Origin of the sequence: Pseudomonas baetica (assembly GCF_051216495.1) — a bacterium.
GTDB classification, from domain to species: Bacteria; Pseudomonadota; Gammaproteobacteria; order Pseudomonadales; family Pseudomonadaceae; genus Aquipseudomonas; species Aquipseudomonas baetica_B.
The window spans coordinates 1-25,347 of sequence record NZ_JBPKAM010000062.1; the positions used below are offsets into that span (position 1 = coordinate 1).

Here is a 25,347-nt window from a genome sequence, read left to right on the forward strand (position 1 = left end):
CCCACACCAACACCCCCCCCCCCCCCCCCCCCCCCCCCCCCCCCCCCCCCCAGCTCCCACAGGGTTTGTGGTGTATTCATGATCGGGGCTTATCGAAAAAAACCGCCGAATGACGTTTTTTGTGTGTTATCCGACGCTTTCGCCCTTGCCCTGCACGCCTGGGTCTACGATTCTTCAAGGACAACGACAACACCCCGGGAAACCGCCATGAAAACCGTCGCGCAACTGCTCAAGTTGAAAGATCAGAAGAACCAGGAAGTGCACCAGATCAAACCGGATCATATGGTGCTCGAAGCGCTGATGAAGATGGCCGAAAAGAACGTCGGTGCCTTGCTGGTGGTGGAAAACGACCAGGTGCTGGGCATCATCAGCGAGCGCGACTATGCGCGCAAACTGGTGCTGCACGGGCGTTCTTCAGTGGGGACGCCGGTGCGCGACATCATGGTGTCGCCGGTGATCACCGTGGACACGCACCAGACCGTCGATACCTGCCTTGGCATCATGTCCGACAAACGCCTGCGCCACCTGCCGGTGGTGGAAAACGGCAAGTTGATCGGTTTGCTGTCGATCGGAGACCTGGTCAAGGAGGCGCTGGCCGAACAGAAAACCCTGATCGAACAGTTGGAGCAGTACATTCGCGGGGAATAACCCCGACGTACTACCCACCCTGTAGGAGCGAGCTTGCTCGCTCCTACAGGGGATCTGTGGGGTTCAGGCGGGCCAATGCCGGGCGAACACCGGCGCCAGCGCCGGGTGACGGTCGATGCGTTCCAACCAGGCGGAGAAACCCGGTCGGGTACTGCGCAGATGCTCCCGGCTTCCTGCCCACCGCGATATCACCGCCGCCAGCACATCCAGTGCTCCGGGCTTCTCGTCATCCAGATACAGCTCGCCGGAAAACTGATCGGCAAACACCTCCCAACACCGGTGTAATCGCGTGCGACTGCCAGCCATCAGGTTTTGTCGCGACGCTTCGTCCGCTTGCGCCAGCCAGCGCTCCGGGTAATCGATGATGCCGATGGCGGCGTAGCAGTTACTGACGATGTAGACCATGCCGCGTATGGCCTGGTCGCGGTCGGCGGGGTTGTCCGGCAGCAGTTTCGACTGGGGAAAGGTCATCCCGAGGTGAATCAGGATCGCCGCGCTCTCGGTCAGGATGCTGCCGTCGGGCAATTGCAGGGTCGGGATCTGCTTGAGTGGATTGAGCGTGCCCAACGCCTGGGCAGCCTCCTTCGACGCCTCGACATCGATAAAGCGAAACGCAACCCCGCAGAGCACAAGGGCAGCCTCGATCGCCGCAGCGCCGGAGTTTTGATAACCGTAGAGCTGATACATGCACACCCCCTTGTGATGGCTCGCGCCAGCTAACCAGTGTAGAAGCCGCCACCGACCGCGCCGAGGCGATCCGACGACTGCATCATCAAGCCTGCGAGAGGCAGGTGGTTCGGTCTATCAATGCCGTCGATGTTCGCAATCACCTCAATCAAGTTCTCTAAAAAATCCTGCGGCGTAACATCTGCTCCATACCAACCGACAACACCCTGGAGCACACGATCATGAAACGCCAAACCCTTCTCAGCATCGCTTTCTCGGTTTTCGCAGTTAACGCTTTTGCCGCTACCTCTGCTCAACCTGTAGTCGCCGAAGGCGGCTCGGATCGTCTGATCGAAAGTCGTGTCGCTGAAGGGGGTTCGGATCGTTTGATCCAGAATCGTGTCGCTGAAGGTGGCGCCGACCGCCTGCTGGAAAAACGCACTGTCGCCGCCGATGGTTCGGATCACCTGCAAGGCAACCGCGTCGCCGCCGATGGCTCTGACCACCTGCAAGGCAACCGCGTCGCCGCCGATGGCTCCGACCACCTGCAAGGCAACCGTGTCGCCGCCGATGGCTCTGACCACCTGCAAGGCAACCGTGTCGCCGCCGATGGCTCTGACCACCTGCAAGGTAACCGCGTCGCCTGACAACATTGCTACACCGCGTCAAAGAAAAGCCCGGCCTGATCAGCCGGGCTTTTTCGTGTTCAAAATCAATCCGTCCATCGACTATCCTGTGCTCCCCGCCCACTCACCGGAGACACCTGTGCAACCCCTGACCGCACGCGAGGTTTACCAGACATTGCGCGACGCCGCCCTGGGCGTTCGCCCGCTCAAGCGCCTCGCAGAACAGCCCGACTCCGGCCCGGTGCGGATCGAGATCGACGGCTGGCGTTTAACGCTTGATGTTGACGACATTCACCTTCGCCACTGCGTGCATTGCCTGAGCCCGGATGGCCGAGCGTTCGACGGCGGGCAGCGCTACGGCACCGACCCGGTGAGTTTGCTCAGCACCTGGGAACTGGCGCAGATCGAACGATTGCTCGCCGCCGAATGAGCCGCCGGCCCGATGTAGCAACCTTGATACACGTCAGTACAGTGCGAAAGAGGCCCTTGAACTATCGTTCATCTGACTCGGCTGTGTTACACAGAGCCTGACGTGCATCCCGTGCCCAAGAGGTTTGCTTATGTTCCACCGTCCACACCTGCCGCCACTGCTGGCCTGCGCCCTGTCCACTCTGCTCGCCAGCGCCGTCCACGCCGCTACGCCCTCCCCGGCCCCCGAGACCTTGCAGCCATTGCTGGCGACCATCAACGAGCGCCTGAACATTGCCGAACAGGTGGCTCTGACCAAGTGGGACAGTGGCAAACCGATCCAGGATACCGCCCGGGAAGCCCTGGTCATCGCCAACGCCAGGAAGCAGGCTGCCGAACGCAAACTGAATCCCGATGATGCCGCCGAATTGATCGCCGCGCAGATCGAAGCCAACAAATTGATGCAGTACGGACTGATCGCCCAATGGCAAGCGGCGCACAAGGCGCCTGATGTGTCCCGACCAGACCTCAATAAACTGCGCCCCAAGCTGGATGAGCTGCAAGTCCGCCTGTTGCAACAATACGCGGACTTCATGCCCTACCGCGTCGACCCGCAGTGCCCGAACTGGCTGGCCGAACAGCGTTCCGCACTGATCAAGGATGCCCTGCATGGCCAGGCCCTGATCCGAGCCACCGGGGAATTGTGCGTCACGGATCAGTGATGACGCCAAGGGAGCGGGGTTTTCCCGCTCCTGCGTATAGCCAATAGCCCCCGTCCCGTATACCCCTACCCGCCCCACGGTTTACAGCACCCTCCCTCCGTCACCCGCAAAAATGCCGCGTCACGCCCGTGATATCAGGGCTTGGCACGCATTTCATGACACTGGCACAGACACACAAACACTTGGCAGGCACAACAATTCTCCCGACTGCCGGGCGAGGCACTATTCACTGGTCAGAATCTGCCCACTCACCCGCGATCCGCGTTACCAACAATTCAGGAAGTTCCCCTTATGCGAACAAACAGGATCTCCGTACAGTCAGCGCTAGGCCTGAGCCTGCTTGTACTCGGTTTGAACAGTGCCCACGCGGACCTGCCCGCCGATACCGGTATCGGCCAGACCACCTTGGCGTTCCCGGCCGAACCGCACCGCGCGTTCGTCGTCGATGTCGAGTTCGAAAGCTTCGTTGCCGGCCGTGTCACCGTGGTCGATCCGGACCAGAAGCGCGTGCTGGGCATGGTGCCGACCGGTTTTGCCGCGCCTTCGGCCCTGAGCCATGACGGCAAGCTGCTCTACAGCGCCGACATCTGGTACTCCCGTGGCACCCGCGGCACCCGCACCGACGTGCTGACCGCCTGGGACACCTCGACCCTGTCGCCGGCCTGGGAAGTGCTGATTCCGAACAAGCGCGCCGAGTCGCTGACCCAGCGCTACGGCCTTAAGACCAGCGGCGATGACCGTTTCGTCTACGTCTACAACTTCACCCCGTCCACTTCGGTGACCGTGGTTGATACCCAGAGCAAAGCTGTCAGCTCGGAAATCGCGATTCCCGGTTGCGTACTCAACTACCCGATCGGCAAGCGTAAATTCGCCTCGCTGTGCGGCGACGGCACCCTGCAGGTCGTGACGATCAACGACGAGGGCAAGGAAACCGCGCGCAACCGCACGCCATTCTTTGATCCGAACGCCGAGAAGCTGGTGGAACGCGCGGTCAACGTCGGCGACACCTACTACTTCACCACCACCACCGGCACCGTGCGCGCCGTGGATTTCAGCGGCGATGCGCCGAAGATCCTGCCGAGCTGGTCGCTGGTCAACGACGAAGAGAAGAAGGCTGGCTGGGCACCGGGCGGCTGGCAGCTGATGGCGGTCGCGCCGAAGCTGAACCGCTTGTACGTGCTGATGCATGACGCCCACGAACCGATGAAGTGGGAAGACCCGAGCAACTTGATCTGGGCCTTCGACCTGAAGACCGGCAAGAAAATCGCCACCCTGGAAACCCCGAGCGCCCCGATCTGGAGCATGCAGGCCACCGGCGATGACAAACCCTTGCTGTTGGGCACCGACGTTGAAGGCGGCTTGCAGATCTTCGACCTCAAGACCAACAAGCACACCGGCAGCATGGCCAAGGTCGCGAAAACCGCGACTCAGGTCATGAGCTACTAAACGAGACTCGGCCATGCAACCAGATCCGATCTTCATCATTGCCAGCGCCATCGCCATCGCGGTGCTGCTGGCCAGTGCCGCGACCCACAAGGTGCGGGCGCCAGCGCGCTTTCGCAAACAGCTTGCCGATTATCAGCTGTTACCCCAAGCGCTGGTGCGCCCGGTCGCCCGGCTGATTCCGCTGCTGGAACTGGCCATTGCCTTCGCCTTGCTGGTGCCGGTCAGCCGACATTGGGCGGCGTTGAGTGCCGCTGGTCTGTTGGCGCTGTATGCCTCGGCCATCGGCATCAACCTGTGGCGCGGTCGTCGCGACATCGATTGCGGCTGTGCCGGCCCTGACCAGGCGCAACCGCTGCGCCCGATCCTGCTGCTGCGCAACGGCGTGCTGGTGGCGCTGGCGCTGCTGGCCAGCGTGGCACCGGCTGCCCGCGACATGTCAGCGTTCGATGCCTTCGTGACCCTGGCTTCCGCCGCCGTCGCGCTGCTCATCTACGCCGCGGCCGATGGCCTGGCGGCGAACTCCCCTCTTCTGCTCAAATTGATTGGTAGGTAATCAAAATGGAAGGCTTGATAGTTTCCAACGTTCTGCTCTGGGTATTGCTGGTGGCCGTGGCGTTCGTCGTCATGGGCCTGGTGCGTCAGATTGGCGTGCTGCACGGTCGTCTGGCCCCGGCTGGCGCGCTGATGATGGACAAAGGCGTGGCCGTCAACGAAGCCGCACCGCAAGTGACCGCTGCCGACCGTCATGGCCGCCCGGTGAACTTCGGTTATGCCGGCGAGAAATCGCAACTGCTGTTCTTCCTCTCGCCGACCTGTCCGATCTGCAAATCGCTGCTGCCGGCGATCAAATCCATCGCCAAGGAACAAGCCAATACCCTCGACGTGGTGTTTGTCAGCGATGGCGACATGGACGCCCAGCAAGCGCTGATCCGCGAACACAAACTGGAAGACGCCACCTACGTGGTCGGCCCGGAAGTGGGCATGACCTACCAGATCGGCAAGCTGCCGTACGCCGCACTGATCGACAAGTCCGGCACCCTGCGCGCCAAAGGCCTGGTGAACTCCCGCGAGCACCTGGACAGCCTGTTTGAAGTGGAACACCTCAAGCACGCCACGTTGCAGCAGTACCTCAATGCTCAGCCTCAAGAGCATAACCCTCACCATCACGACCACAGCCACGGCCATAGCCACTGATAAGGCAGGGAGACCTTCATGAAACTGCTGGATCTGTTGTTCGAGCGCTCCTCGCGCCGTGTTGCCGACACCACTTCGCGCCGCAAACTGCTGGCACGCATGGGCTCGCTGATCGTTGCCGGTGCCGCCCTGCCTGTGCTGCTGCCGCTGGACCGTACCAGCAAGGCGCTGGCCGCCACTGACCCGAAAGCCGGTGACCCTGGCGATCCGAACAGCTGCGACTACTGGCGCTACTGCTCCATCGACGGCTTTCTGTGCAGCTGCTGCGGTGGTTCGGTGACCTCCTGCCCACCGGGCACCGAGGCCTCGCAAGTCACCTGGATCGGCACCTGCCGCAACCCGGCCGACGGCAAGGACTACATCATTTCGTACAACGACTGCTGCGGTAAGCAAAGCTGCGCCCAGTGCGCCTGCACCCGTAACGACAGTGAAGAACCGGCCTACCGTCCGTTCAACAACAACGATGTGAACTGGTGCCTGGCCGCCAAATCGCACATCTACCACTGCACCGTTTCGATCATTCGCGGCGTGGCGGTTTAACGCGATACCGCCGGTTGCCCCACGCAATCGGCGTTTTTTCTTTTGCAGGAGCGAGCTCTGCTCGCGATGGACGTGAACGATAACGCTGGCAGCCTGACACCCCGCGGTGTCCTGTCGTCCATCGCGAGCAGAGCTCGCTCCTACAGGTTTCAGGGCACAACAATAAGAGAGGATCATCATGCGTTCTTTGCTCGTCCTCGGCCTGGCCTGCCTGCTCATCGCCCCGCAGGCATATGCCCGAGCCATCCCCAACCCCAACCAGCACCACGCCCCCGGCAACGAAGAACTGCAAAAGCCGATCGCCGAGGCCAATTACAGCGTCGGCGTGAACTACCAGTTGCAATGCGCCGGCTGCCATTTGGGCGACGGCACGGGTTCGGCGGCCAACGACACGCCGCGGATGAAAGACTTTGTCGGCAATTTCCTGAAAGTCCCGGGCGGGCGCGAATTCCTGGTACGCGTGCCGGGCATGTCGCAGTCGGCACTGAACAATGCGCAACTGGCAGACCTGCTCAACTGGCTGATGCGCGAAGACGGTATGGCGGGCAAGAGCCGACCGGCCGATTACCAGCCTTACAGCGCCGAAGAAGTTGCGGCACTGCGCGCCAAGACCATGCTTAATCTGCCCGGCACCCGTGCCGAGTTGATCAAGGCCATGCGGGCGCAAGGCATCGCCATCGACGATGGCATGAACTACTGAATTTTAGATCGCCGCCAGCCTGAGTGAGCGATAGGCGTCCACTAGCTGCTCCAGGCTGAAGGCGCGATTTCGTCCGCTCGGGTTGGGCAAGATCCACACGGCGGCATTGCCGAAGGTCTTCGCCTGAAGCCCCCACGCCACCTCTCGCTGCCCCGTCAGCGCCGAATACGCCGCCTTGCCAAGAAACGCCACGCAACGTGGTGCGTAACGGGCGATCTTGCGTTCGAAATCCGCCGCTGCCGTGATGAACTCCTGCCGCGACAACTGATCAGCCCGCGCCGTCGGACGTTCGACCACGGCAGTCAAGCCACATTGGTAGTGCAAAATCGTCCGGTCGCTTTCCGGGCTGACTTCATACGGGGTGAAGCCGGCCAGGTGCAAAGTGCGCCAGAAGCGGTTGCCCCGCCCCGCAAAATGATGCCCCTGGCTGGCGGCCAATACGCCCGGGTTGATCCCGCAAAAAATCACCGCAAGGCGTTCGGCCAGAATGTCTTCGAGTCCGCCGCTCACATCGACCTCACCCACCGCAGATGACGTTGACGGCGTTGCGCGCCAGCTCGGTCAATTCATCGAGGGATTTGCCCGCCCGCGCACGGATCGAAATGCTGTGCAGCAACGACGAGCCGAGCACCGCCAGCGCCGTCACATCGACATCGTCGCTCAATTCGCCGGATTCGACGGCCTTGCGCAAACGCACTTCCAGATCGGCATCGAGCCGGCTGAGCCGGTCTGACAACACTGCGCGTATTTCAGGGTCCTCAACCGACTCGGTGGTCGCCGTGCCGATGGCAAAGCAACCGCGCGGCTGGCCCTCGCCCGAGAAATAAATCGACAACTGTCCTTCGTAGAAACGCATCAGTGCCTCGCGCAGCGGCAGTTCGGCGTCCGTCAGCGCGGCCTGCATGTCGGCATGGGCGATGTCCCAGTACTGCTCAAGCGCCTTGATGTACAGCGCATGTTTATCACCGAACGCCGCATAGAGGCTGGGGCGGTTCATGCCGGCCGCCGTGGCGATGCTGTCCAGGGAGGCGCCGGAATAGCCGGTACTCCAGAACACGTCCAGCGCTTGGCGCAGCGCGGTTTGCGGGTCGTAGGCGCGGGGCCGGCCGCGACCTTTGCCTTCTGTCGCTTTATTTTGTGCCATGTCGTACAAAATCCTTGTGAGAAGGAGGATTCGGGGGATATTCTTACATCATCGCACAAAATTAAGGAACCAGAAGTTCCTGTCTTTCACGTTTGTTGAAGCGCAACTCGAACCGGGTATTGCGGCGACGAAACAGGTGCGGCGGAGCCACCCTCCCTACCGCACACGGGTTTGCTTTCTCACGGCAATTATTCGGTTTGAGGTGTATTCGATCATGACCCAACAATTCGACATCCCGGCTGCGCAGACTTTCGAACACCCCGAGCGGATCAGGAAACCCTTCAAGGAAAAACTGCGCCCATGGCTGATGGCAGGCGTACCTGCGCTGTTCGTCGTCATCGGCTATGCCAAGTACGTAGCGGGCGAACCCTTCGTAACGACCGACAACGCCTACGCCCGGGTGGCCAAGGCCTCGATCAATGCGCGGATTTCCGGACAGGTAGTAGAGATCGCGGTCGAAGACAATCAGCCAGTACGCAAGGGTGATGTGCTGTTTCGCATCGACCCCAAGCCACTGCAAATCGCCATCGATCGCGCCGAAGCGCAGCTGAACGTAGCGCGGCTGCGCATCGACGGACTCAAGGCCAGCTATCGACAGCAGCAGGCAGAATTGCAATCGGCCAAAGAGTCGGCGGATTTCGACCAAAAGGAATTCGCCCGCAAAAAAGCCCTGGTCGCGACCGAGTTCGTATCCCGATCCATCTATGAGCGCGCTGACACTGATTTGAAAATCTCGCGGCAACGCATCGCATCCATCGAACAACAGATCGCCAGCACCGTCGTCGCCTTGAATGGCAACCCGAACATCGATGCCGATACGCACCCGACCGTGCGCGAGGCCCGGGCGCAACTCGACGCCGCGCAGTTGAACCTGTCCTATGCCACGGTTCATGCACCTGCCGACGGCATCGTGGCCAAGGTCGACGATCTGCAGGTCGGTAACTACCTCAACAATGGCGCGCCCGCCTTTGCGCTGATTTCCGATCACGAGATTTGGGTCGAGGCCAACTTCCGTGAAACCCAGGTCACGCACATGCGGCCCGGCCAGGAAGCGACCATCCGCATCGACACCTACCCGGATCGCGTGTTCAAGGGCCACGTCACCAGCATGAGCCCCGGTGCCGGTTCGGACTTCGCCATGCTGCCGCCGGAAAACGCCACCGGCAACTGGGTCAAGGTTGTGCAGCGGGTGCCGGTGCGCCTCGAACTGGATGACGCCGACCCTGCCCTGCCGTTGTTTTCCGGCACCAGCGCCACGGTCAAGGTCGACACTGGTTACCGCACGCCAAGGTGGCACCCGCTCAAGTCGCTGTTGACCGCAGGTAACTGGTGATGAACGCCACCTCGACGGGAACCCCAAGCGCGGGCGCGGCGAATTCGCTGAGGTTCGCCGCCCTGCTGGCGACTTACATGCAGTCGGCGAACCTGCCGCTGCCGAACGCGGTGCTCCGATTGATCCAGGGCAGCCTGTCGATGACCGACGACCAGGCCGGCTGGATCTTCACCGCGTACCTGGCCGCCAGCGCCATCACCCTGCCGATTGCCCAATGGCTCGCCGCGCGCTTTGGCCTGAAGCGGGTGTATCAAGCCGCCCTGGCGTTCTTCATGCTGGGCCTGCTGCTTGGTACAGCGTCCAGCACACCGCTGGAATTCATCGGCGCTCGCGTCCTTCAGGGGTTGGCTGCGGGTGTATTGGGGCCGCTTTCCATGGCGATTGCCCTGGAAACGCTGCCAGCCGAAAAACGTATGAAGTTTGGCGCGACACTGACGGCCGTTGTACTGCTGGGCATCGCCACCGGTCCGAGCATGGGTGGCTGGATCGCCGAGCATTTCGACTGGCGCCCGATCTTCTACATCAGCCTGCCGCTGTCGGCCTACATCTTCCTGGTGATGGCGCTGTTGCTGGCCGAGAAGAAAGCCGACAAAGCGCCTGCGTTCGATTTCTTCGGCTTTGGCAGCTTCACGCTGGCGATGATCAGCCTGCAAATGCTGTTGGACCGTGGCGAACGCATGGACTGGTTCGACTCGCCGGAAATCTGGATTGAGGCGCTGACCTGTGGGCTGGGGTCGTACTTGTTCCTCGTCCACGTGTTGACCCGAAAGGTGCACTTCTTCAACAAGCGCCTGCTGCGCGATCGCAACTACGTGCTGTCGACGATCATTTTTTTCGCCATCGGTTTCGTGCTGCTGTCGACCATGGCCCTGACCTCGCCGATGCTCGATGAAATTCTCGGCTACCCGCCCGACACCACGGGCGCCCTGACCCTGCCACGCGGTGCGGGCATGGTCGGTGCGTTCCTGCTGGCCGGGCGCATGCCCGAGCGTTTTGACCGCCGACTGCTCGTTGCGGCAGGCGTAGGCCTGGTGATCTATGCCAACTGGCAGATGCTCGGTTATACGCCGTTGATGGACTGGCCGCCGGTGGCGATTGCCGGTGCCATCCAGGGAATCGGCATCGGCCTGTCGATGGCAGCGCTGGCCAAGGTGGCGTTCAGCACCCTCGACCCTGCGCTGCGCCCGGAAGCCACCGGTCTTTACAACCTGTTGCGTGCCTACGCCAGCACCCTGGGCGTGGCCGTGGTGCAGATCTACTTCTTCAACAACACCCAGGCAATGCACTCGGCGCTGGTGAGTAACGTCACGCCCTTTCGCGCCGCCGCGCATTTCGGCACGGCGTCGCTGCCACTGCCGGCACTGGAAGGGTTGAACCACTTGGTCACCCACCAGGCCGCGTTCATCGCGGTGGTCGACCAGTTCAAGATTTTGATGGTGGCGATGCTCGTCGTGAGCCCGCTGGTTGTTTTTCTTCGCAAACCCGCTGCGACCCATTCGTGATTGTGGAGTGTGCCCAATGAAATCCAGTCATCTGTTCCAAACGCCATTCCCGGGCAAACTCGGTGCACTGTCGGTGTTTGTTTTCCTGGCCGCCTGCACCGTCGGGCCCGACTTCAAGACCCCGACCGACAGCACCTCGCAGCACTACGATCCACAGGCCGAGCAACGCCTTGGCCAGGCCGGCGAGCAACGCATCGAATTCGGCAAGCACATCACCGGTCAATGGTGGTCGGCCTTGCGCTCGCCCAAGCTCGATCAGGTCATGCACCGGGCCATCGACGGCAACCTTGAGCTGGTTGCCGCCGACGCCACCATCCGCCAGGCGTCCTCTTTCGTCGCCGCGGCCGAAGGCGCGCTGTATCCGCAGGTCGACTTCGGCGCCACGGCCGGTCGACAACGGGTGCACACCGCCAAAGAGCCTTCGGTCTCCAACTTCTATGCGATCGGGCCACGGGTTGGTTTCGACCTGGATGTGTTCGGCGGCAACAAGCGTCAGGTCGAAGCACAGCAAGCCTTTACCGATCTGCAAAAACGCCGTTACGACGCCGCTTACTTGAAGCTGACCAGCGATGTGGCCAGTCAGGCCTTGCTGGTGGCGTCAGCCAATGCGCAAATCCAGGCCGTGGAAAAGCTGCTGGCCAACGACAGCCGAAACCTCGAACTGGTGCGCGCGGCGCATCTCAACGGCACCACCACGCAGATCGATGTGTCACTGGCCGAAACACGGCTTGCCCAGGACCGCACGCTGTTGCCGCCCCTGGCCCAGCAGCGTGATGCGGCGCAGCATGCGCTGTCGATCCTGACCGGCAAAGGCCCCGCCGACTGGACCCCGCCGTCGTTCGAGCTGGCTGACTTCACCTTGGCCAATGTGCCCGTGACCTTGCCATCGGAGTTGGCCCACGCTCGTCCGGACGTGCAACAAGCCGAGGCCGAGCTGCACATCGCCAGCGCCGCCGTGGGCGTGGCCACCGCCAATCTCTATCCGAAGGTGACGCTGTCCGCCTCCCTGGCCCAGGCCGCTTCCGGTAATGGTGGCGCGGCATTGTGGGGCTTCGCGGCGGGCATCGCCGGTCCGATTTTCAATGGCGGCACGCTCCAGGCTGAACGCCAGGCCGCCATCGAGGGCTACAACGCGACACTCGCCGACTACCAGCAGACCGTCATCAGCTCGTTCGGCCAGGTCGCCGACACCTTGCAAGCCATCAACCATGACGCCGAGGAATTCCGGGCCCAGGAAGATGCGTTGCGCGCCGCCGACACCAGCTTGCGTTTGAACCAGCAAGCCTATGCCCAAGGAGAGAACAGCATCCTTCAAGTGCTGGAGGCCGAGCGTGCCTATGAGCAGGCCTTGCTCGGCCATATCCGGGTGCAGACGGCACAGCACCTCGACACGGTTCAGTTGTTCGTGGCGCTGGGCGGTAACTCCGCCGGGGTGTTCGAGCAGCGCGTCGCCAACCGCGATTTGCCCACCACATTGTAGGAGCGAGCCTGCTCGCGATGAGCGTGAGAGCACCGCGTTTAGCCAGCTAACACGCGTAATCGTTAACGACCATCGCGAGCAAGCTCGCTCCTACAGACAGCGAAATTTTCGGAACCTATTTGAAAGTGGAGTCAAGACATGTCCTATGAAGCCTTTCACGATGACCTTCGCGATACCGCCTTTGCGCTGAACAACGGCGCGGGAAAGATGCCCGCCGCAGGCTTCGGCACACTGTTCAAAGACCTCAGCGTCACCACCCAGGCGATCACCCACGCACTGGAAGCCGGGTTTCGGCATTTCGATTGTGCCGAGCGTTATCGCAATGAAGTAAGCGTGGGCGTTGCCCTGCAAGCCTTTATGGACGCAGGTAAGGCGCGGCGCGAAGAGCTGTTCATCACCACCAAACTGTGGAACACCAACCACCGTCCCGAGCGCGTGCTGCCGGCCTTTGAAGCCAGTTGCCGACGGCTTCAAGTGGATTACATCGACTGCTATCTGATCCACACGCCTTTTGCCTTCAAGGCTGGTGACGATCAGGATCCCCGGGACGTTTTCGGCCATGTCCAGTACGACTCCGGCGTCACCCTGATCGACACCTGGCGGGCACTGGAGTCGCTGGTGGATGAAGGTCGCTGCAAGTCCATCGGCTTGTCCGATATCACCCTGGAGGCGCTGAAAGAAATCGTTGCCGTGGCGCGGATCAAACCCGCCGTGGTGCAGGTCGAGTCCCACCCCTACCTGCCGGAATGGGAACTGCTGGAGTTTTGCCAACAGCACGGCATCATCGTCTTGGCCTTTGCCCCGCTCGGCCATGGCATGGAACCGAACGTGCTGGAAGAACCGGTGATCACCGGCATCGCCCGACGCGTGCAAAAATCACCGGCGCAAGTGGCCCTGGCGTGGGCGGTGCAACGCGGCGTGGCGTTCCTGACCACCTCGGCCACCCCGAGCCACATTCAGGAAAACCGCGACATTTCCACCCTGCCCCACCGAGCCATGCATGAAATCCGTCACGACATCACCACCCGGATTCGCTTTAACTCGGTGGTCGAAACCGGTGTCCCCGGGTTCATTCCCCGGAAAATTTGAGACCTGACACTGGAGCGTCGCTTCACAACAGCCGCTCCCCTTGAGGTAACACCGATGGATGTTTTCCAGACCATGCGTTTTTTCATGGCCGTCGCCCAGAGCCGCAGCTTCACGGCAGCGGCCCAGTTGCTCGATACCACCACGACCAACGTCTCCAAAGCCGTGTCGAGCCTGGAGACCCGGCTGCAAACGCGTCTGATCAACCGCACGACCCGGCGCCTGGCGTTGACCGAAGCCGGTACGCGGTATTTGCAGCGTTGCGAGAAAATTCTGGAAGAGGTGCGTGAAGCTGAACAGGAAGCCGGTACGGCGCAGATCACCCCCGTTGGCCGCTTGAAGATTCACGCAATGTCGGCCATCGGCAATCACTATGTGATCGATGCCATCGCCAAATACCGCGAAACCCATCCCTCGGTCCTGTTTGACCTGACCTTGACCAACCGGCTGCCCGATCTGCTGGAGGAAGGCTATGACATGTCCATCGTGCTGGCCCGGGACCTGCCCGACTCGGGGTTCGTCGCTCAGCGCCTGGGCATCACCTACAGCATCCTCTGCGCCTCGCCGGCGTACCTGAAGAAACGCGGAACGCCCGACACGCCGGAATCGCTGCGCGAACATGATTGCCTGAGAATCGTGAACACCCCCATGCCCACCGAGCATTGGGCATTCGAAGGGCCGCAAGGCACGGAGACCATCAACACCCCGGCGTCACCGTTCCAGATCAACACCGCCGACGCCATGACGGTCGCGCTCACCCACGGCATGGGCATCGGCATCCAGCCTGTGGCATCCGCCGTTGCCGGCCTGAAGTCCGGCACGCTGGTGCGGGTACTGCCGCACTATCAATTCGAAGAGTTGGGCCTGTTCGCCATCTACCCCTCACGAAAGTTCGTCGATGCAAAAATAAAAACCTGGGTGGAGTTCCTGAAGGACTACATACCCGGGTTGTTGGCTGCCGATGAAAAAATTGTCTGCTCGTCAAAAAACATCTGAGTGAAACGCACCGCCTGGATGGAGTGTCGACCCTCCATCTTCCGCACGGTAATCAACCGTTCGAACAGCCGTTACCCATGATCTGGTACTGCACCACGTGGCGTTGGCCTTTTGAGTCTTCGTAAGTCATTTGCGCCGGTACCGGGCCACATTCGTTGGGGACATCGGATACGGCAATGACCTTCTTGATGTCCAGGTGCGAGCCGTAGGTGTAAGTCTCGACAGGGGATTTGTTTTCTTCGGCAAAGGCTTGGGCGCCGAGGCAACTGAAGGCAAGGAGGATTGCGATTTTGGAGATGTTCATGCTGTTCACCGTCTCGTTGGTAGGTTTGGTAGAGACGATGCTAGGGCTTTGGGACGGGGCTAAACAGTGAGGTGTTGGACATACACTGTTGTCAAAATGCGTGGGAATAGAACGACAGTTCGCTCCCTCGATTGACGTCCTGAATGTAGGAGCTGCCGCAGGCTGCGATCTTTTGATCTTGCTTTTAAAAGATCGCAGCCTCGTTGCACTCGATAGCTCCTACACGGATTGTGATCAGGCGGCTGTTGCCTTGAGTGACTCACGACGCTGAGCAAGCTCCGGCATCACATCCGGCGCTGGCGTCCAGGCCGGCACGCTCGGCATCTCCTTGCGCAAGCTGTGGAGCAAGGTATACGACATCACCAGCAGCAACATGGCAATCGGCAACCCGGCGGCAATACTCGCCATCTGAATCGCTTTCAACCCGCCGGCCAGCAACAACCCCGCCGCAATGGCCCCTTCCAGAATGCACCAGAGCAACCTGATCCAGTTCGGCGGATTGGTGCTGCCCAACGCGCACAGGGTGCACAACACCTGGGTCCCGGCATCCGCCGTGGTGACAAAATGCACACCGAGCAGGACACACACAAGAATCGACAGTGCCGCGCCAATGGCCTGGCCATCCAGCGTTTGCAACAAGGTGAACATCGCCGCCGTGGTTTCTTTCTTGGTGGCGAGCAATACCGTGCCGCCTTCGAACTTCGGCTGCTCCTGTGTAACGCCTTGGGTTGCAACAGACGCCTGGTAAGCCTGACGGTCCTGTTGCTCATGCTTCAGCGCCGCACCACCGAACACCGACATCCACAAAATGGTCACCATGGTCGGCACCACCAGCGCTCCGATAACCAGCTCACGGATGGTCCGGCCTTTGGAAATGCGCGCAATGAACAGGCCAACGAACGGGCCCCAGGTCATCCACCATGGCCAGTAGAACGCCGTCCACCAGTTTTGCCATTCGGTGTCTTTCTGGGTGTCCATCCAGAAACTCAGGCCGACGATGTTTTGCACATAGTCGCCGGTGGACTCGAACATCAGGTTGAGAATGTAACGGGTCGGCCCCAGAGCCAGTACTGCAAACATCAAAATGAAAGACAGGTACATATTCAGCGTGGAGATGCGCTTCATGCCTTTGGACAAACCGGCGACCAGCGAAATACACGCCACAACACTGACAAACAGAATGATGGATAACTGCAGGGCAACACTGACCGGCACACCAAAAACATTATGCAAACCGGTATTGATTTGAACGACGCCCAAACCCAGTGACTGGGAAACACCGAAGGCCGTAATCACCACACCCATGATGTCGACGACATGACCGATCCAGCCATAGATACGGTCGCCAATCAACGGATACAGCAGCGATCGAAGGGCCAGCGGCAAGCCTTTGCGATAGGCGAAGTAAGCGAGGCTCAGGCCGATCATGGAGAAGATCGCCCAAGGGTGCAGGCCCCAGTGGAACAGCGTGATACGCATCGCCAGGGTTGCCGATTCATCGGTCAAACCCTTGGAAAACGGGTTGTCGGCGTAGTGCAGCATCGGTTCGGCCACCGACCAGAAAATCAGGCCGATGCCCATTCCGGCACTGAACAGCATCGCAATCCAGGAGGCGAAACTGAATTCGGGCCGGTCATGTTCACCGCCCAGCTTGAGGTTGCCGAAGCGGCTGATGGAAATGTACAGCAACAAGCCGAGTACGCCACTGATCAGGGCGAGGTAATACCACTTGAAGTTGTGCAGGATAAAGGCCGAAGCCGTTTCAAAGGCCTTGGCGGCCTGCTCGTCTTTAAAGGCACAAAATAGAACGAATATGATCACGCCCACGATGGAAGCGACCGTCACATTCGGATTGAGGCCTTTTAATACGCCGGATTGCGCACGCATTGTTTTCCCCTTTTGTTTTTGTTTAAGGGTTTAGTTACTGTTCCGCAGCACTTGTCTGCAGGTTGATTCCGGACTATCTCGGTGCTGGCAGCATGGCCAAGATGATTGAATTGCTACCCTCGCTCAAACCATATTTAGTCACCGACTCATGAGAAAAACGCATCAATAAAATCAGCCTGAACACACAGAAAAAACTGTAGGAGCGAGCATGCTCGCGATGGTCGTCAACGATGACGCTGGCGGCCTGAATGCCCGCGGTGGCCCGGCGTTTTTCGCGAGCGAGCTCGCTCCTATAGAGGTGCGCGTGTATTGCAGTTCAATCGCTCGGCTCGGCTATCGTCACCAGGTTGGAACTGGCAATTCCGTTCGGCGTCACCGGGTGCTGCAACGGCGCATCCTTTTGCAGGTGCTTGCCCGTGACTTTTGCCTGGCCCACGCACAGCGCGAGCAACAGCGCACTGCCGGCATAGAACCCATAGAAACTCGGCGCGGCGAAGTACTCCATCAGCGCCCCCGCGATCAGCGGGCCGATACAGGCGCCGACGCCGAAGGTGATCAACAGCATTCCCGAGAGCGACACGCGTAAGCCAGGCTCCATGTTGTCGTTGGCCAACGCCACGCCCAGCGGGTACAGGCAGAATTGCAAAAAGCCAATGCCCGCGCCGAACCCGAGCAAGGTGGCAAACGAAGGGGTCTGGTTGAATGCCAACGGCAGGCTGATGACGATCAGCAACAGCGCCACGGCACGGATCAGACTGGCACGGGGCAAGCGATCCGAGAGCCAACCCAGGGGCAACTGCGCCAACAACCCTGCGCCGATGGACAAGGCCATGAACTGACCGACCTGCGCCGTGGCCAACCCCTGCTTGCTCGCATAGATTGCGGCCAGGCCGTAGAAACTGCCATTGAGCATTCCCGACACCAGAATGGTCACCAACGACTGGGGAATCCTGCGCAGGAAAAGGCGCAGGTCAATCGATGCCGCCGGCACCGCCGTCGGGTGCATGCTGCGGGTCAGGGCCACCGGCACCGAACCCAGGGCGAAGACCATGGCCACGCCCAGCAGCACGTGAATGCCCAACCCTTCATCCAGACTCAGGGCCAGATTGCCGAGCATCATGCCGACGTAACTGGCCACCATGTACAGCGACAGGACCCTGCCGCGCTGTTCGGTCTTGGCCTGGTCGTTGAGCCAGCTTTCCAGCACCATCAGCTGGCACATCATTGCCAGTCCTACCAGCGCCCGCAGCACCAGCCAGAACGGCAGCACAGTGCTGAATTCATGGGCCAATACCGCCGACGCGATGATCCCGGCACAGGCGGAAAAAGTGCGGATGTGCCCGACTTGCGCGATCAGGCTGCGCCCGACCCAACCGCCCAGCACCATGCCCAGGGCATTGGCGGCCATCAACGCACCGCCTGCGGTTTCCGATGCGCCCAGCACGTTCAGGCGCAACGCCAGCCAAGTCATCAGCAACATCGATCCCATCTGCATCATCAGGCTGGCCAGATACAGCGCGCCGAACGTCTTCGTCAGTCCAAACACGGTGCCGATTCCATAAAAATAAAAAGGCTAAACCTGTGGTGAGGGGATCTATCCCCTCACCACAGAGTTGGTTCAGCTCAGGCCGTGAAGCTCTTTCCAGTTGCCCGGATGCACGACATAGCCGAACAACGCATGCCCGCCGTACACCAGCTCGGTTCCCTCGGGAATCCACAGCAACTGGCCGGGCGTGACCTGGAACAACTCGTCGCCGACCTGCAGCTCGAAGCAGCCTTCGATGACGAAAATCACTTCGTCATACAGCACAGTCCAGGCCACCTGCGCCCCTTCCCAACGCGCAAAGCCCACGCCGATGTTCGGCGAGATTTCATTGCTCAGGGCCCGGGCCACGTAGGCGGTGCCGGGTGGGCCGCCGCGAAACGTGAAATCCAGATCCTTGTGGTCGACGCGCAGTACCCGGCCCTTGCCTTTGCCCGGCGCACTCATAGTTCGCTCCGGCTGTTCCAGGCCGCCAGATGAATGCGCGAACGCACACCCAGCCCCAGGAAAGGCTCCGGCGGGTTGAGCGACGGCATGCCCGTCACCGCACGAATGTCGTTCAACTGCGCGCTATCGGCCCCTACGGCGAGGTCCGCCAGCAAGGTGCCGGAGATCGTGCCCCACGCCGCGCCAACACCGTTGTCGCACGCGGACGCATGCACACCCGGCTCCAGCTCGCCGAAGAAGTTGGTGAAGTTGCGCGAGATCGCGTACACCCCGCCCCAGGTGTGAGTGAACGGCACGTCGGCCAACTGCGGGAAGCGCGCCTTGAAAGCCTTGCGGTGAGACTCGCGGATCTTCAAACGCATACCGTCGCTGGTGCTGCGGCCGTACTTGGGCACGTGCTTGTAGGTGTTGCGAATGATCAGGCGACGGTCCTGGGTCATGCGCACCGTGGTCCCGGCGTGGTCAGCCGGGGTCAGGCCCCAGTCCAGTTGCCCGCCATAGGTGGCCAGTTCCGCATCGGTCAGCGGACGCGTCCAGCTGGCGAAGGTCATCACCGGCAGCAGGCGGTTACGCAGATAGCCGAACTCCTGGGTGAAGATACTGGTGCCCAGCAGCAGTTGTGGCGTGCGGATCACACCGTTGGTGCCATGCAGAATCCAGCCGCCACGTCCGTCACGCTCCAGTTGCTGGATAGGCGATTCCTGCAGCAACTCGACATTGTCCGGCAACGAGCGCGCCAGGCCCGTGACCAGCGCCGCCGGTTGCATCAGATAGCATCCGGGGGTGTAGATCGCACCGCTGTAATGCCGGGTACCCAGTACGCCGGCCAGCTCTTTGGAGTCGACCCGGCGGAAGGGTTCGCCCAGGTCGGTCATCAAGCGTTCGAAGTGATCCAGGTACGCCATGCCACGGGGGCCGACCGCACCCTGATATTTGCCGGCATGGGACCACTGGCAATCGATGCCGTGGGTTTGCACCAGCCCCTGCAACTGCGAGATGGCCGAGCGGTTGAGCGACAGCAAACGTTGCTTGTGCGCGGGGTCCGGATGCTCCAGGGCGAACTTGTGGGGCAAGTCGATGACGAACCCGGAGTTGCGCCCGGAAGCGCCATGGGCGACCCGTTGCGCATCCACCAAAATGATGCGCGCTTCGGGGTGATGCTGGGCCAGGCGACGGGCCGCCGCCAGACCGGCAAAGCCCGCCCCCACCACCGCATAGTCGGCACGCTGCTCACCGGACAAACGCTTGCACGCCGGTTGCTCGGGCAGGGCTGCGTACCAGCCGCAGCTCGCATCGTCATAAGGCAAATTGATTGTTTTTTTCATGTTTGAAGCCTCAGGCGACCGCCTGCTGAGTGTTCTGACAGGACTGCAGCAATGCGCTGCGCTGCGTTTGTGCTTGACGCCCCAGCAGGACAAAACCGTTGAGCCTGCCCTCGGCGTCATGGAAGCTGGCGCTCAATCCGTCTGGCGTCGGCGTGCATCGCCATTGACCTTCACCGGCCATTGCCGGTGCCAACAGGCACAGCGGCGCGGCCGGGGTTTTCACCGTCACCGGCATCAACGGGTAATCGACGGCAGTGGGTTGACCGAGCAAGGTTTTGCAGAGGGCCTGAATGCCTTGATTGATCGGCGCCAGGTACGGCAGCAACTGACCGTCGATCTCGATGCAATCGCCCAGGGCGTAGATACCCGGCACCGAGGTTTGCAGCTGGGCGTTGACTTGAATGCCCCGCCCGACCGCCAGGCCAGCACTTTGCGCCAGACTCAGATCAGGACGCAGCCCGACCGCCGATAACACGAGGTCAGCTTCAAGGGTCTGGCCACCCGCGAGCTTCAGTTGATAGCCCTGCCCGCTCGATTCGATGGCGTCCACGGTGTTCTGCAGGTGCCACTTGACCCCCAGCTCGCCCAGCGCGTTCTGCAACACCTGCCCCGCTTCCACCGGCAACAGTCGCTCCATCGGCCAGCGGCCCAGGCCGATGACGTCCACACTGAAGCCGTTGTGAGCCAGATCATTGGCGAACTCGCAGCCGATCAGGCCATCACCCAGAATCGCGACACGCCGCACGCCGATCAGGCGCTCGCGGAAGCCGTGGTAGTCCTGCAGGTTGTTGACGCTGACCATCGCCGCCGTCTCGCCCTTGATCGGCAGGCGGATCGGTTGCGCACCGCTGGCGATCACCAACTGGCCGTACTCCATGTCACCGAAGCTGGTGTGCAAGCGTCGCTTGGCGCTATCGATGCCCTGTACCTTGCAGTGGGGATAGACGCGGATATTCAAGCGCTGCTCAATGGCCAGGGGTGGTTCGCCGGACAACGCCTCGGCGCTTTTACCCTGGGACAATCCAATCGACAGCGCCGGTTTCGAATACAGGTGCCCGGACTCCTGGGTCAGCACACGGATTTCGACCTTCGGGTCCGCCTTGCGCAACGCCTGGGCCAGGCCATAACCGGCGTAGCCGCTGCCGATGATGACGATCGGCCCGCACGGCAACGCAGCGACAACAGGCACTGCCACCGCCAATGGCGGCGTGCTGACCGGCATGCTGACCGCAGCAGCTGCCTCGGTGTACTCGCTGATATCGAGCATCTCGAAATCAGCCTTGCCGACGTGGCACTCAGGGCAAACCCAATCCTCGGGCACATCTTCCCAACGCGTGCCAGCGACGATGCCATCCTCGGGCCAGCCCAGCGCCTCGTCGTAAATCAGACCGCAAACGATGCAAAGCCAAGTCTTGAACATGCTGTTCACTCCCCGGTGATCCGGATCGCCACGTTTTTGGTGCGCACGTAGCTATACAAGGCTTCCTGACCCTTTTCCCGGCCGAAGCCCGACAAGCCGACCCCGCCAAATGGCGTCTCGATGCCACCGGCGTACCATTCGTTGACGAATACCTGCCCGGATTTCAGGCGACGGGTGCAGCGCATGGCGCGGCTGATGTCCTGGGTGAACACGCCCGCCACCAGACCGAAATCAGTGCCGTTGGCGATGGCGATGGCTTCTTCCTCGGTGTCGAACGGCATGATCGCCAACACCGGTCCGAACACTTCTTCCTGGGCGATACACATGTCTGGCGTGACGTCGCGGAACACGGTCGGGCGCATGAAATGCCCGGCGCGATCAGCGAAGGCTTCGCCACCGGTGACCGCGACGGCGCCGTCTTCCACGGCACGTCGGCACAAGGCTTCGATACCCGCCAGTTGCCCGGCGCTGACCACCGGCGTGAGGTCGGCGTCGTCCTGCCCCAGGCCGACACGGAGCCCCTCAGCCATGGCCACCACTGCCGCGACCACCTCTTCATAAATCTCGCGCTGTACCAGCAGCCTCGACATCGCCGAACAGACCTGGCCGGCATTAAAGAAAATGCCCGACCGGACGCTCGCCAACAGTTGCTCACGATCGGCATCGGCGAAGGCTATTGCCGCCGACTTGCCACCCAGCTCCATCACACTCGGAATCGCATGTTGTGCCGCATCGCGCAAAATCGACTGGCCGGTTGGCACGGAGCCGGTGAATACGATCTGGTCGACGCCACGATGGCTGACCAGGTGCGAGCCGACTTCACGGCCACGACCGCAAATCAAGTTGACCGCGCCGTCCGGCAGGCCGGCCTTGGCAATGGCGCGGATCAGCACGCACATGCCCAGCGGCGACAGCTCGGGCGACTTGATGACTACCGCGTTACCGGCCGCCAGGGCCGGTGCCAGCGAGCGGGCGCAGATCGATACCGGGAAGTTCCACGGTACGATCTGTGCCGATACGCCCATCGGGTCGTACAGGGTGAAGTCCATGTAGCCGTTGCCCAGCGGGATCGAGGTGCCCTCGATCTTGTCCGCCATGCCGGCGTAGTACTCGAAGTAGCGTGCCGCCTCGATGAACTCGTCCTTGGCATCGATCAGGCGCTTGCCGTTTTCCTGGCACAGCACCCAGGCGCCCTCGTCCGCCACCGCACGAATTTCCTCGGCGATGCGTAGCAGCCACGTGACTCGTTGCGCGGGACGTGCCCGGGTCAGCTCGCCGCTGTCGGCGCAACGACGGGCTGCCTGCAAGGCGCGTTCGGCATCCTCCACGGTGGCCTGGGCGATGGTCGCCAGCGGCTCGGCGGTGCCTGGGTTGTTGACCGTCAGGCGCTGGATGCTGTCGACCCATTGCCCATCGATGTAGTTGAGCCAGTGAGAGGCTATCGGATACATGGCACCGCTCCTCAGGCTTTTTCAGTGGTGGCGAGCAACTGACGCGCGGCCCACTGGTGGAAGAAATGCGTCGGGATGTCCATTTCCGGAGAGAACGCGCCGCCCTTGTAACCTGGGGAGTAGCGACCTTTCTGCATGCCTTCGACCGAGCTGATGTCTTCGGCGAACACCACTTTCCAGGATTCCAGGATCGCATCGCGGCAGGCGCTGAACTCCTCGCTGCTCGCGGCTTCATCGCCGACGTAGAACAGGCGCAGGTGCTCGATGGTGCGGCCCGGCGAAACCGGCTCAAGCTGCATGGCGAAGGCATGGTCAGCCTGGATGCCCAGCAAAACGTTCGGGAAAAAAGCCACGTACTCGGCATTGCGCAGGCGGTCCAGCGGCCAGCTCGGGAACTTCGGCAAGTGAGTGCCGGCCACGTCCGACAGGTTGTAGGCGTAGCTGCCCTGACCCGAGAAGTGTTCGCCGACGATGATGTTGTAGTGGTCTTCCAGGCGCGAGTAGGAGTTCAGGCTCGGGTGCACCCACGGCAGGTGGTAGGCCTCGCAGTAGTTCTCGACAGCCAGTTTCCAGTTGCAGTTGATGTCCAGCACGGTGGCGTCATGGCCCGGGCGGCGGCTCAGCAGGCTCATGCCGTCTTCGCCCAGGAACTGGCTCCAGCGCTCGGTCAACGGCGCGAGCATCTCTTCGAGCGGCTGTGCATCCCCGGACAGGTTGATGAACACCATGTCCATCCAGATCGCGCTGCGGATGGCTTTCAAGCCGTGTTTTTCGCAGGCGAAACGCTCGTCCTTGTGCTGGTCGATGCCGCCAACGTGAGGCGTACCGCGCAGGCCGCCATTGAGGTCGTAAGTCCAGGAGTGGTACGGGCAGCGGATCACGCCCTGCACTTCCCCAGCTTCTTCCACCAATTTCATGCCGCGATGGCTGCACACGTTATGGAACACCTGCACCAGGCCTTCGCGGTTGCGCATCAGCAGCAGCGGCAGGCCCATGAAGTCCACAGGCTTGACCGAACCGGCCTTGGCCAAATCGCTGGCGAAACCGACGCAGGCCCAGGTTTTACCCATAACCTGATCGCGCTCGAGTTCGAAGTAACGTTGCTCGGTGTAAAACTCGTTACTCAGGCCGGTCGCTTCGTGGATCGGGTTGAGGACGGTTTCGAGGTTCTGTACTGGAATTTGTTGGAGGGTGGTCATTATTGTTTTCCCCTGCTGGGCACGGTCTGGATTGATCGGCCGGCTCGCTGGCCAGGTCCGCTGGCGGCAAGTGTCGGAAAACGAGAGGGGGGTCGACAAACGATATTTCGGGAGGGATTCATGACTTTTGATCATGAATAACAAACTGTAGGAGCGAGCATGCTCGCGAAAAACCCAAAGGCAACTCGGGGCATCAGGTTGCCCGCGTTATCGTTGACCTCCATCGCGAGCAGGGCTCGCTCCTACAGGGGGGTGTTATTTGTTTGCGGGCGGTGTTGGCAGTTGATTCATCAACCAACTGCGAAAGCGCTTCACACTCTGCCGCATGCCACCACGGGACAACGGCTCAAGCAGGCAGAACTGCGCATCGGTACGCAAAGTCGCCTCCAGCGGCCGCACCAGCGCACCGCCTTGCAGGTAGTCCTCGACCAGGTTCGACCAGGCCAGTGCAACGCCCTGCCCATTGAGGGCCGACTGGATCACCATCGAGTAACTGTTGATATTGATCCGGCGCTTGGGCTCGACGTTTTTCAGCCCCTGGCTTTGCAGCCAGTCGGCCCAGCCAAGCCAGTCACGTTGCGGGTCGTCGAGTACCAGCCAGGTACAGGCCGATAGATCCGCGGGCGTGGTCAAGTCGGGATGCTTGGCCAGATACGCCGGGCTGCACACCGGATAGACCTCTTCGGAAAACAGCGGAGTGACCTGCATGTCGCGGGGCGGCGTGCTGCAGTAATACAACGCCAGGTCACAATCCAGGCGGGAGAAATCCTTGACCTGGTCATGGGCGATGATGCGCAGGTCGATCTCTTCGTTTTCCCGTTGAAACTCGGTCACTTTGGGCAACAGCCACAGCGATGCCATGGCCGTACTGGTCGCCACGGTCACTTGCTCGGCCCCCTTCCAGTGACGGATTTCACCCGTGGCCTGGGCCACTTGCATCAAGGCGGCGCGAACCGTTTCGTAATACTGACTGGCGGCCGGACTCAGGTGAATCGTGCGGGTCGTGCGTTCGAACAACACCTTGCCCAGGTAATCTTCGAGCAGCCGTACCTGGCGGCTGATTGCACCTTGGGTCACGTTCAATTCTTGCGCGGCCAGGGTAAAACTCAAATGGCGCGCAGCGGCTTCAAACGCGACCAGGCTATTGAGTGGCGGCAGTGGGTGGATTTTCATACAGGCAAGGTCACGTCGTTGTTTTGGTTTTATCGCGGGAGTTTAGTCCTTGGCGTGGGTGGTGGACAGCGGCTGTCTCCGGTGGGTTTAAGGATTGGGTGTATATT

The 25,347-nt window shown here is 61.3% G+C and carries 27 protein-coding genes and 1 pseudogene; 14 read left to right on the plus strand and 14 right to left on the minus strand.

Annotated elements, in window-relative coordinates:
- The first annotated feature begins 207 nt into the window (after window positions 1–207).
- The gene (locus ACSFE6_RS20670; RefSeq protein WP_435429318.1) at window positions 208–648 is read left to right on the plus strand and encodes a CBS domain-containing protein; all 441 of its coding nucleotides are present in this window, start codon (window positions 208–210) and stop codon (window positions 646–648) included.
- Between the two features lie 63 nt (window positions 649–711).
- Here the strand turns inward: ACSFE6_RS20670 and ACSFE6_RS20675 are convergent, their stop codons facing one another.
- Both ACSFE6_RS20675 and ACSFE6_RS20680 read right to left on the minus strand, forming a co-directional pair.
- Window positions 712–1,335 (minus strand): glutathione S-transferase family protein, encoded by a 624-nt coding sequence (locus ACSFE6_RS20675; protein WP_435429319.1) that lies wholly within the window; start codon window positions 1,333–1,335, stop codon window positions 712–714.
- Between the two features lie 29 nt (window positions 1,336–1,364).
- The gene (locus ACSFE6_RS20680) at window positions 1,365–1,568 is read right to left on the minus strand and encodes a hypothetical protein (RefSeq protein ID WP_435429320.1); all 204 of its coding nucleotides are present in this window, start codon (window positions 1,566–1,568) and stop codon (window positions 1,365–1,367) included.
- Here ACSFE6_RS20680 and ACSFE6_RS20685 point away from each other — a divergent pair.
- The 8 genes from ACSFE6_RS20685 (at window position 1,557) to ACSFE6_RS20720 (ending at window position 6,950) form a co-directional block, all read left to right on the plus strand.
- Window positions 1,557–1,961, plus strand: coding sequence for a hypothetical protein (locus tag ACSFE6_RS20685; RefSeq protein ID WP_435429321.1), 405 nt, complete (start codon window positions 1,557–1,559; stop codon window positions 1,959–1,961). The two genes, ACSFE6_RS20680 and ACSFE6_RS20685, sit on opposite strands and share 12 nt — an antisense overlap.
- Before the next feature lie 118 nt (window positions 1,962–2,079).
- Window positions 2,080–2,370, plus strand: coding sequence for a DUF7693 family protein (locus tag ACSFE6_RS20690; protein WP_435429322.1), 291 nt, complete (start codon window positions 2,080–2,082; stop codon window positions 2,368–2,370).
- Window positions 2,371–2,500: 130 nt separating this feature from the next.
- Window positions 2,501–3,070, plus strand: coding sequence for a chorismate mutase (locus ACSFE6_RS20695; RefSeq protein WP_435429323.1), 570 nt, complete (start codon window positions 2,501–2,503; stop codon window positions 3,068–3,070).
- A gap of 291 nt (window positions 3,071–3,361) precedes the next feature.
- Entirely contained in the window at window positions 3,362–4,516 is a 1,155-nt protein-coding gene (locus ACSFE6_RS20700; protein ID WP_435429324.1) for an amine dehydrogenase large subunit, read from the plus strand.
- A gap of 13 nt (window positions 4,517–4,529) precedes the next feature.
- Complete coding sequence (locus ACSFE6_RS20705; RefSeq protein ID WP_435429325.1) at window positions 4,530–5,069, plus strand: MauE/DoxX family redox-associated membrane protein; 540 nt, start codon at window positions 4,530–4,532, stop codon at window positions 5,067–5,069.
- Between the two features lie 5 nt (window positions 5,070–5,074).
- A complete protein-coding gene (gene mauD / locus ACSFE6_RS20710; protein WP_435429326.1) occupies window positions 5,075–5,710 on the plus strand; it encodes a methylamine dehydrogenase accessory protein MauD in 636 nt (211 codons plus the stop codon).
- 18 nt (window positions 5,711–5,728) lie between these two features.
- Window positions 5,729–6,250, plus strand: a complete 522-nt coding sequence (locus ACSFE6_RS20715; protein WP_008062110.1) for a methylamine dehydrogenase light chain — start codon at window positions 5,729–5,731, stop codon at window positions 6,248–6,250.
- A gap of 178 nt (window positions 6,251–6,428) precedes the next feature.
- Window positions 6,429–6,950 (plus strand): cytochrome C, encoded by a 522-nt coding sequence (locus ACSFE6_RS20720; protein ID WP_435429327.1) that lies wholly within the window; start codon window positions 6,429–6,431, stop codon window positions 6,948–6,950.
- A 3-nt stretch (window positions 6,951–6,953) separates the two neighbouring features.
- On the opposite strand, the gene mug is transcribed toward ACSFE6_RS20720, so the two are convergent.
- Complete coding sequence (gene mug / locus ACSFE6_RS20725) at window positions 6,954–7,460, minus strand: G/U mismatch-specific DNA glycosylase (protein ID WP_435429328.1); 507 nt, start codon at window positions 7,458–7,460, stop codon at window positions 6,954–6,956.
- Between the two features lie 7 nt (window positions 7,461–7,467).
- Entirely contained in the window at window positions 7,468–8,094 is a 627-nt protein-coding gene (locus ACSFE6_RS20730) for a TetR/AcrR family transcriptional regulator (protein WP_435429329.1), read from the minus strand.
- Window positions 8,095–8,308: 214 nt separating this feature from the next.
- On the opposite strand from ACSFE6_RS20730, the gene ACSFE6_RS20735 reads away from it, so the two are divergent.
- From ACSFE6_RS20735 to ACSFE6_RS20755, 5 genes are all read left to right on the plus strand, one after another.
- The gene (locus ACSFE6_RS20735; protein ID WP_435429330.1) at window positions 8,309–9,427 is read left to right on the plus strand and encodes an HlyD family secretion protein; all 1,119 of its coding nucleotides are present in this window, start codon (window positions 8,309–8,311) and stop codon (window positions 9,425–9,427) included.
- Window positions 9,427–10,929 carry a DHA2 family efflux MFS transporter permease subunit gene (locus ACSFE6_RS20740; protein ID WP_435429331.1) on the plus strand — a complete coding sequence of 501 codons (1,503 nt, stop codon included), beginning with the start codon at window positions 9,427–9,429 and terminating at the stop codon, window positions 10,927–10,929. The genes ACSFE6_RS20735 and ACSFE6_RS20740 overlap by 1 nt, the downstream gene beginning before the upstream one ends.
- Before the next feature lie 16 nt (window positions 10,930–10,945).
- Window positions 10,946–12,409, plus strand: coding sequence for an efflux transporter outer membrane subunit (locus ACSFE6_RS20745; RefSeq protein WP_435429332.1), 1,464 nt, complete (start codon window positions 10,946–10,948; stop codon window positions 12,407–12,409).
- Window positions 12,410–12,547: 138 nt separating this feature from the next.
- Window positions 12,548–13,498, plus strand: a complete 951-nt coding sequence (locus ACSFE6_RS20750; RefSeq protein WP_435429333.1) for an aldo/keto reductase — start codon at window positions 12,548–12,550, stop codon at window positions 13,496–13,498.
- A gap of 54 nt (window positions 13,499–13,552) precedes the next feature.
- Window positions 13,553–14,491 (plus strand): LysR family transcriptional regulator, encoded by a 939-nt coding sequence (locus tag ACSFE6_RS20755; protein WP_435429334.1) that lies wholly within the window; start codon window positions 13,553–13,555, stop codon window positions 14,489–14,491.
- A gap of 52 nt (window positions 14,492–14,543) precedes the next feature.
- Here ACSFE6_RS20755 and ACSFE6_RS20760 read toward each other — a convergent pair whose 3' ends face one another.
- The 10 genes and pseudogenes from ACSFE6_RS20760 to ACSFE6_RS20805 form a co-directional block, all read right to left on the minus strand.
- Entirely contained in the window at window positions 14,544–14,795 is a 252-nt protein-coding gene (locus ACSFE6_RS20760; protein ID WP_435429335.1) for a DUF2790 domain-containing protein, read from the minus strand.
- A gap of 234 nt (window positions 14,796–15,029) precedes the next feature.
- Entirely contained in the window at window positions 15,030–16,682 is a 1,653-nt protein-coding gene (locus ACSFE6_RS20765; protein WP_435429336.1) for a BCCT family transporter, read from the minus strand.
- Between the two features lie 316 nt (window positions 16,683–16,998).
- Window positions 16,999–18,228 carry an MFS transporter gene (locus ACSFE6_RS20770; RefSeq protein ID WP_435429337.1) on the minus strand — a complete coding sequence of 410 codons (1,230 nt, stop codon included), beginning with the start codon at window positions 18,226–18,228 and terminating at the stop codon, window positions 16,999–17,001.
- Between the two features lie 72 nt (window positions 18,229–18,300).
- Window positions 18,301–18,672 carry an ethanolamine utilization protein EutQ gene (locus tag ACSFE6_RS20775; protein WP_435429338.1) on the minus strand — a complete coding sequence of 124 codons (372 nt, stop codon included), beginning with the start codon at window positions 18,670–18,672 and terminating at the stop codon, window positions 18,301–18,303.
- The gene (locus tag ACSFE6_RS20780) at window positions 18,669–19,997 is read right to left on the minus strand and encodes an NAD(P)/FAD-dependent oxidoreductase (protein WP_435429339.1); all 1,329 of its coding nucleotides are present in this window, start codon (window positions 19,995–19,997) and stop codon (window positions 18,669–18,671) included. Before ACSFE6_RS20780 ends, ACSFE6_RS20775 begins: the two co-directional genes overlap by 4 nt.
- 10 nt (window positions 19,998–20,007) lie before the next feature.
- A complete protein-coding gene (locus ACSFE6_RS20785; protein ID WP_435429354.1) occupies window positions 20,008–21,264 on the minus strand; it encodes an FAD-dependent oxidoreductase in 1,257 nt (418 codons plus the stop codon).
- Window positions 21,253–21,417: pseudogene (locus ACSFE6_RS20790) on the minus strand (rubredoxin); the annotation flags it as partial. The pseudogene ACSFE6_RS20790 and the gene ACSFE6_RS20785, both read right to left, overlap by 12 nt.
- 5 nt (window positions 21,418–21,422) lie before the next feature.
- Window positions 21,423–22,868: an aldehyde dehydrogenase family protein gene (locus ACSFE6_RS20795; RefSeq protein WP_435429340.1), complete on the minus strand. Its 1,446-nt coding sequence runs from the start codon at window positions 22,866–22,868 to the stop codon at window positions 21,423–21,425.
- Between the two features lie 11 nt (window positions 22,869–22,879).
- Window positions 22,880–24,067, minus strand: coding sequence for an aromatic ring-hydroxylating oxygenase subunit alpha (locus ACSFE6_RS20800; RefSeq protein ID WP_435429341.1), 1,188 nt, complete (start codon window positions 24,065–24,067; stop codon window positions 22,880–22,882).
- 255 nt (window positions 24,068–24,322) lie between these two features.
- Window positions 24,323–25,240 carry a LysR substrate-binding domain-containing protein gene (locus ACSFE6_RS20805; protein WP_435429342.1) on the minus strand — a complete coding sequence of 306 codons (918 nt, stop codon included), beginning with the start codon at window positions 25,238–25,240 and terminating at the stop codon, window positions 24,323–24,325.
- Between the last annotated feature and the right edge of the window lie 107 nt (window positions 25,241–25,347).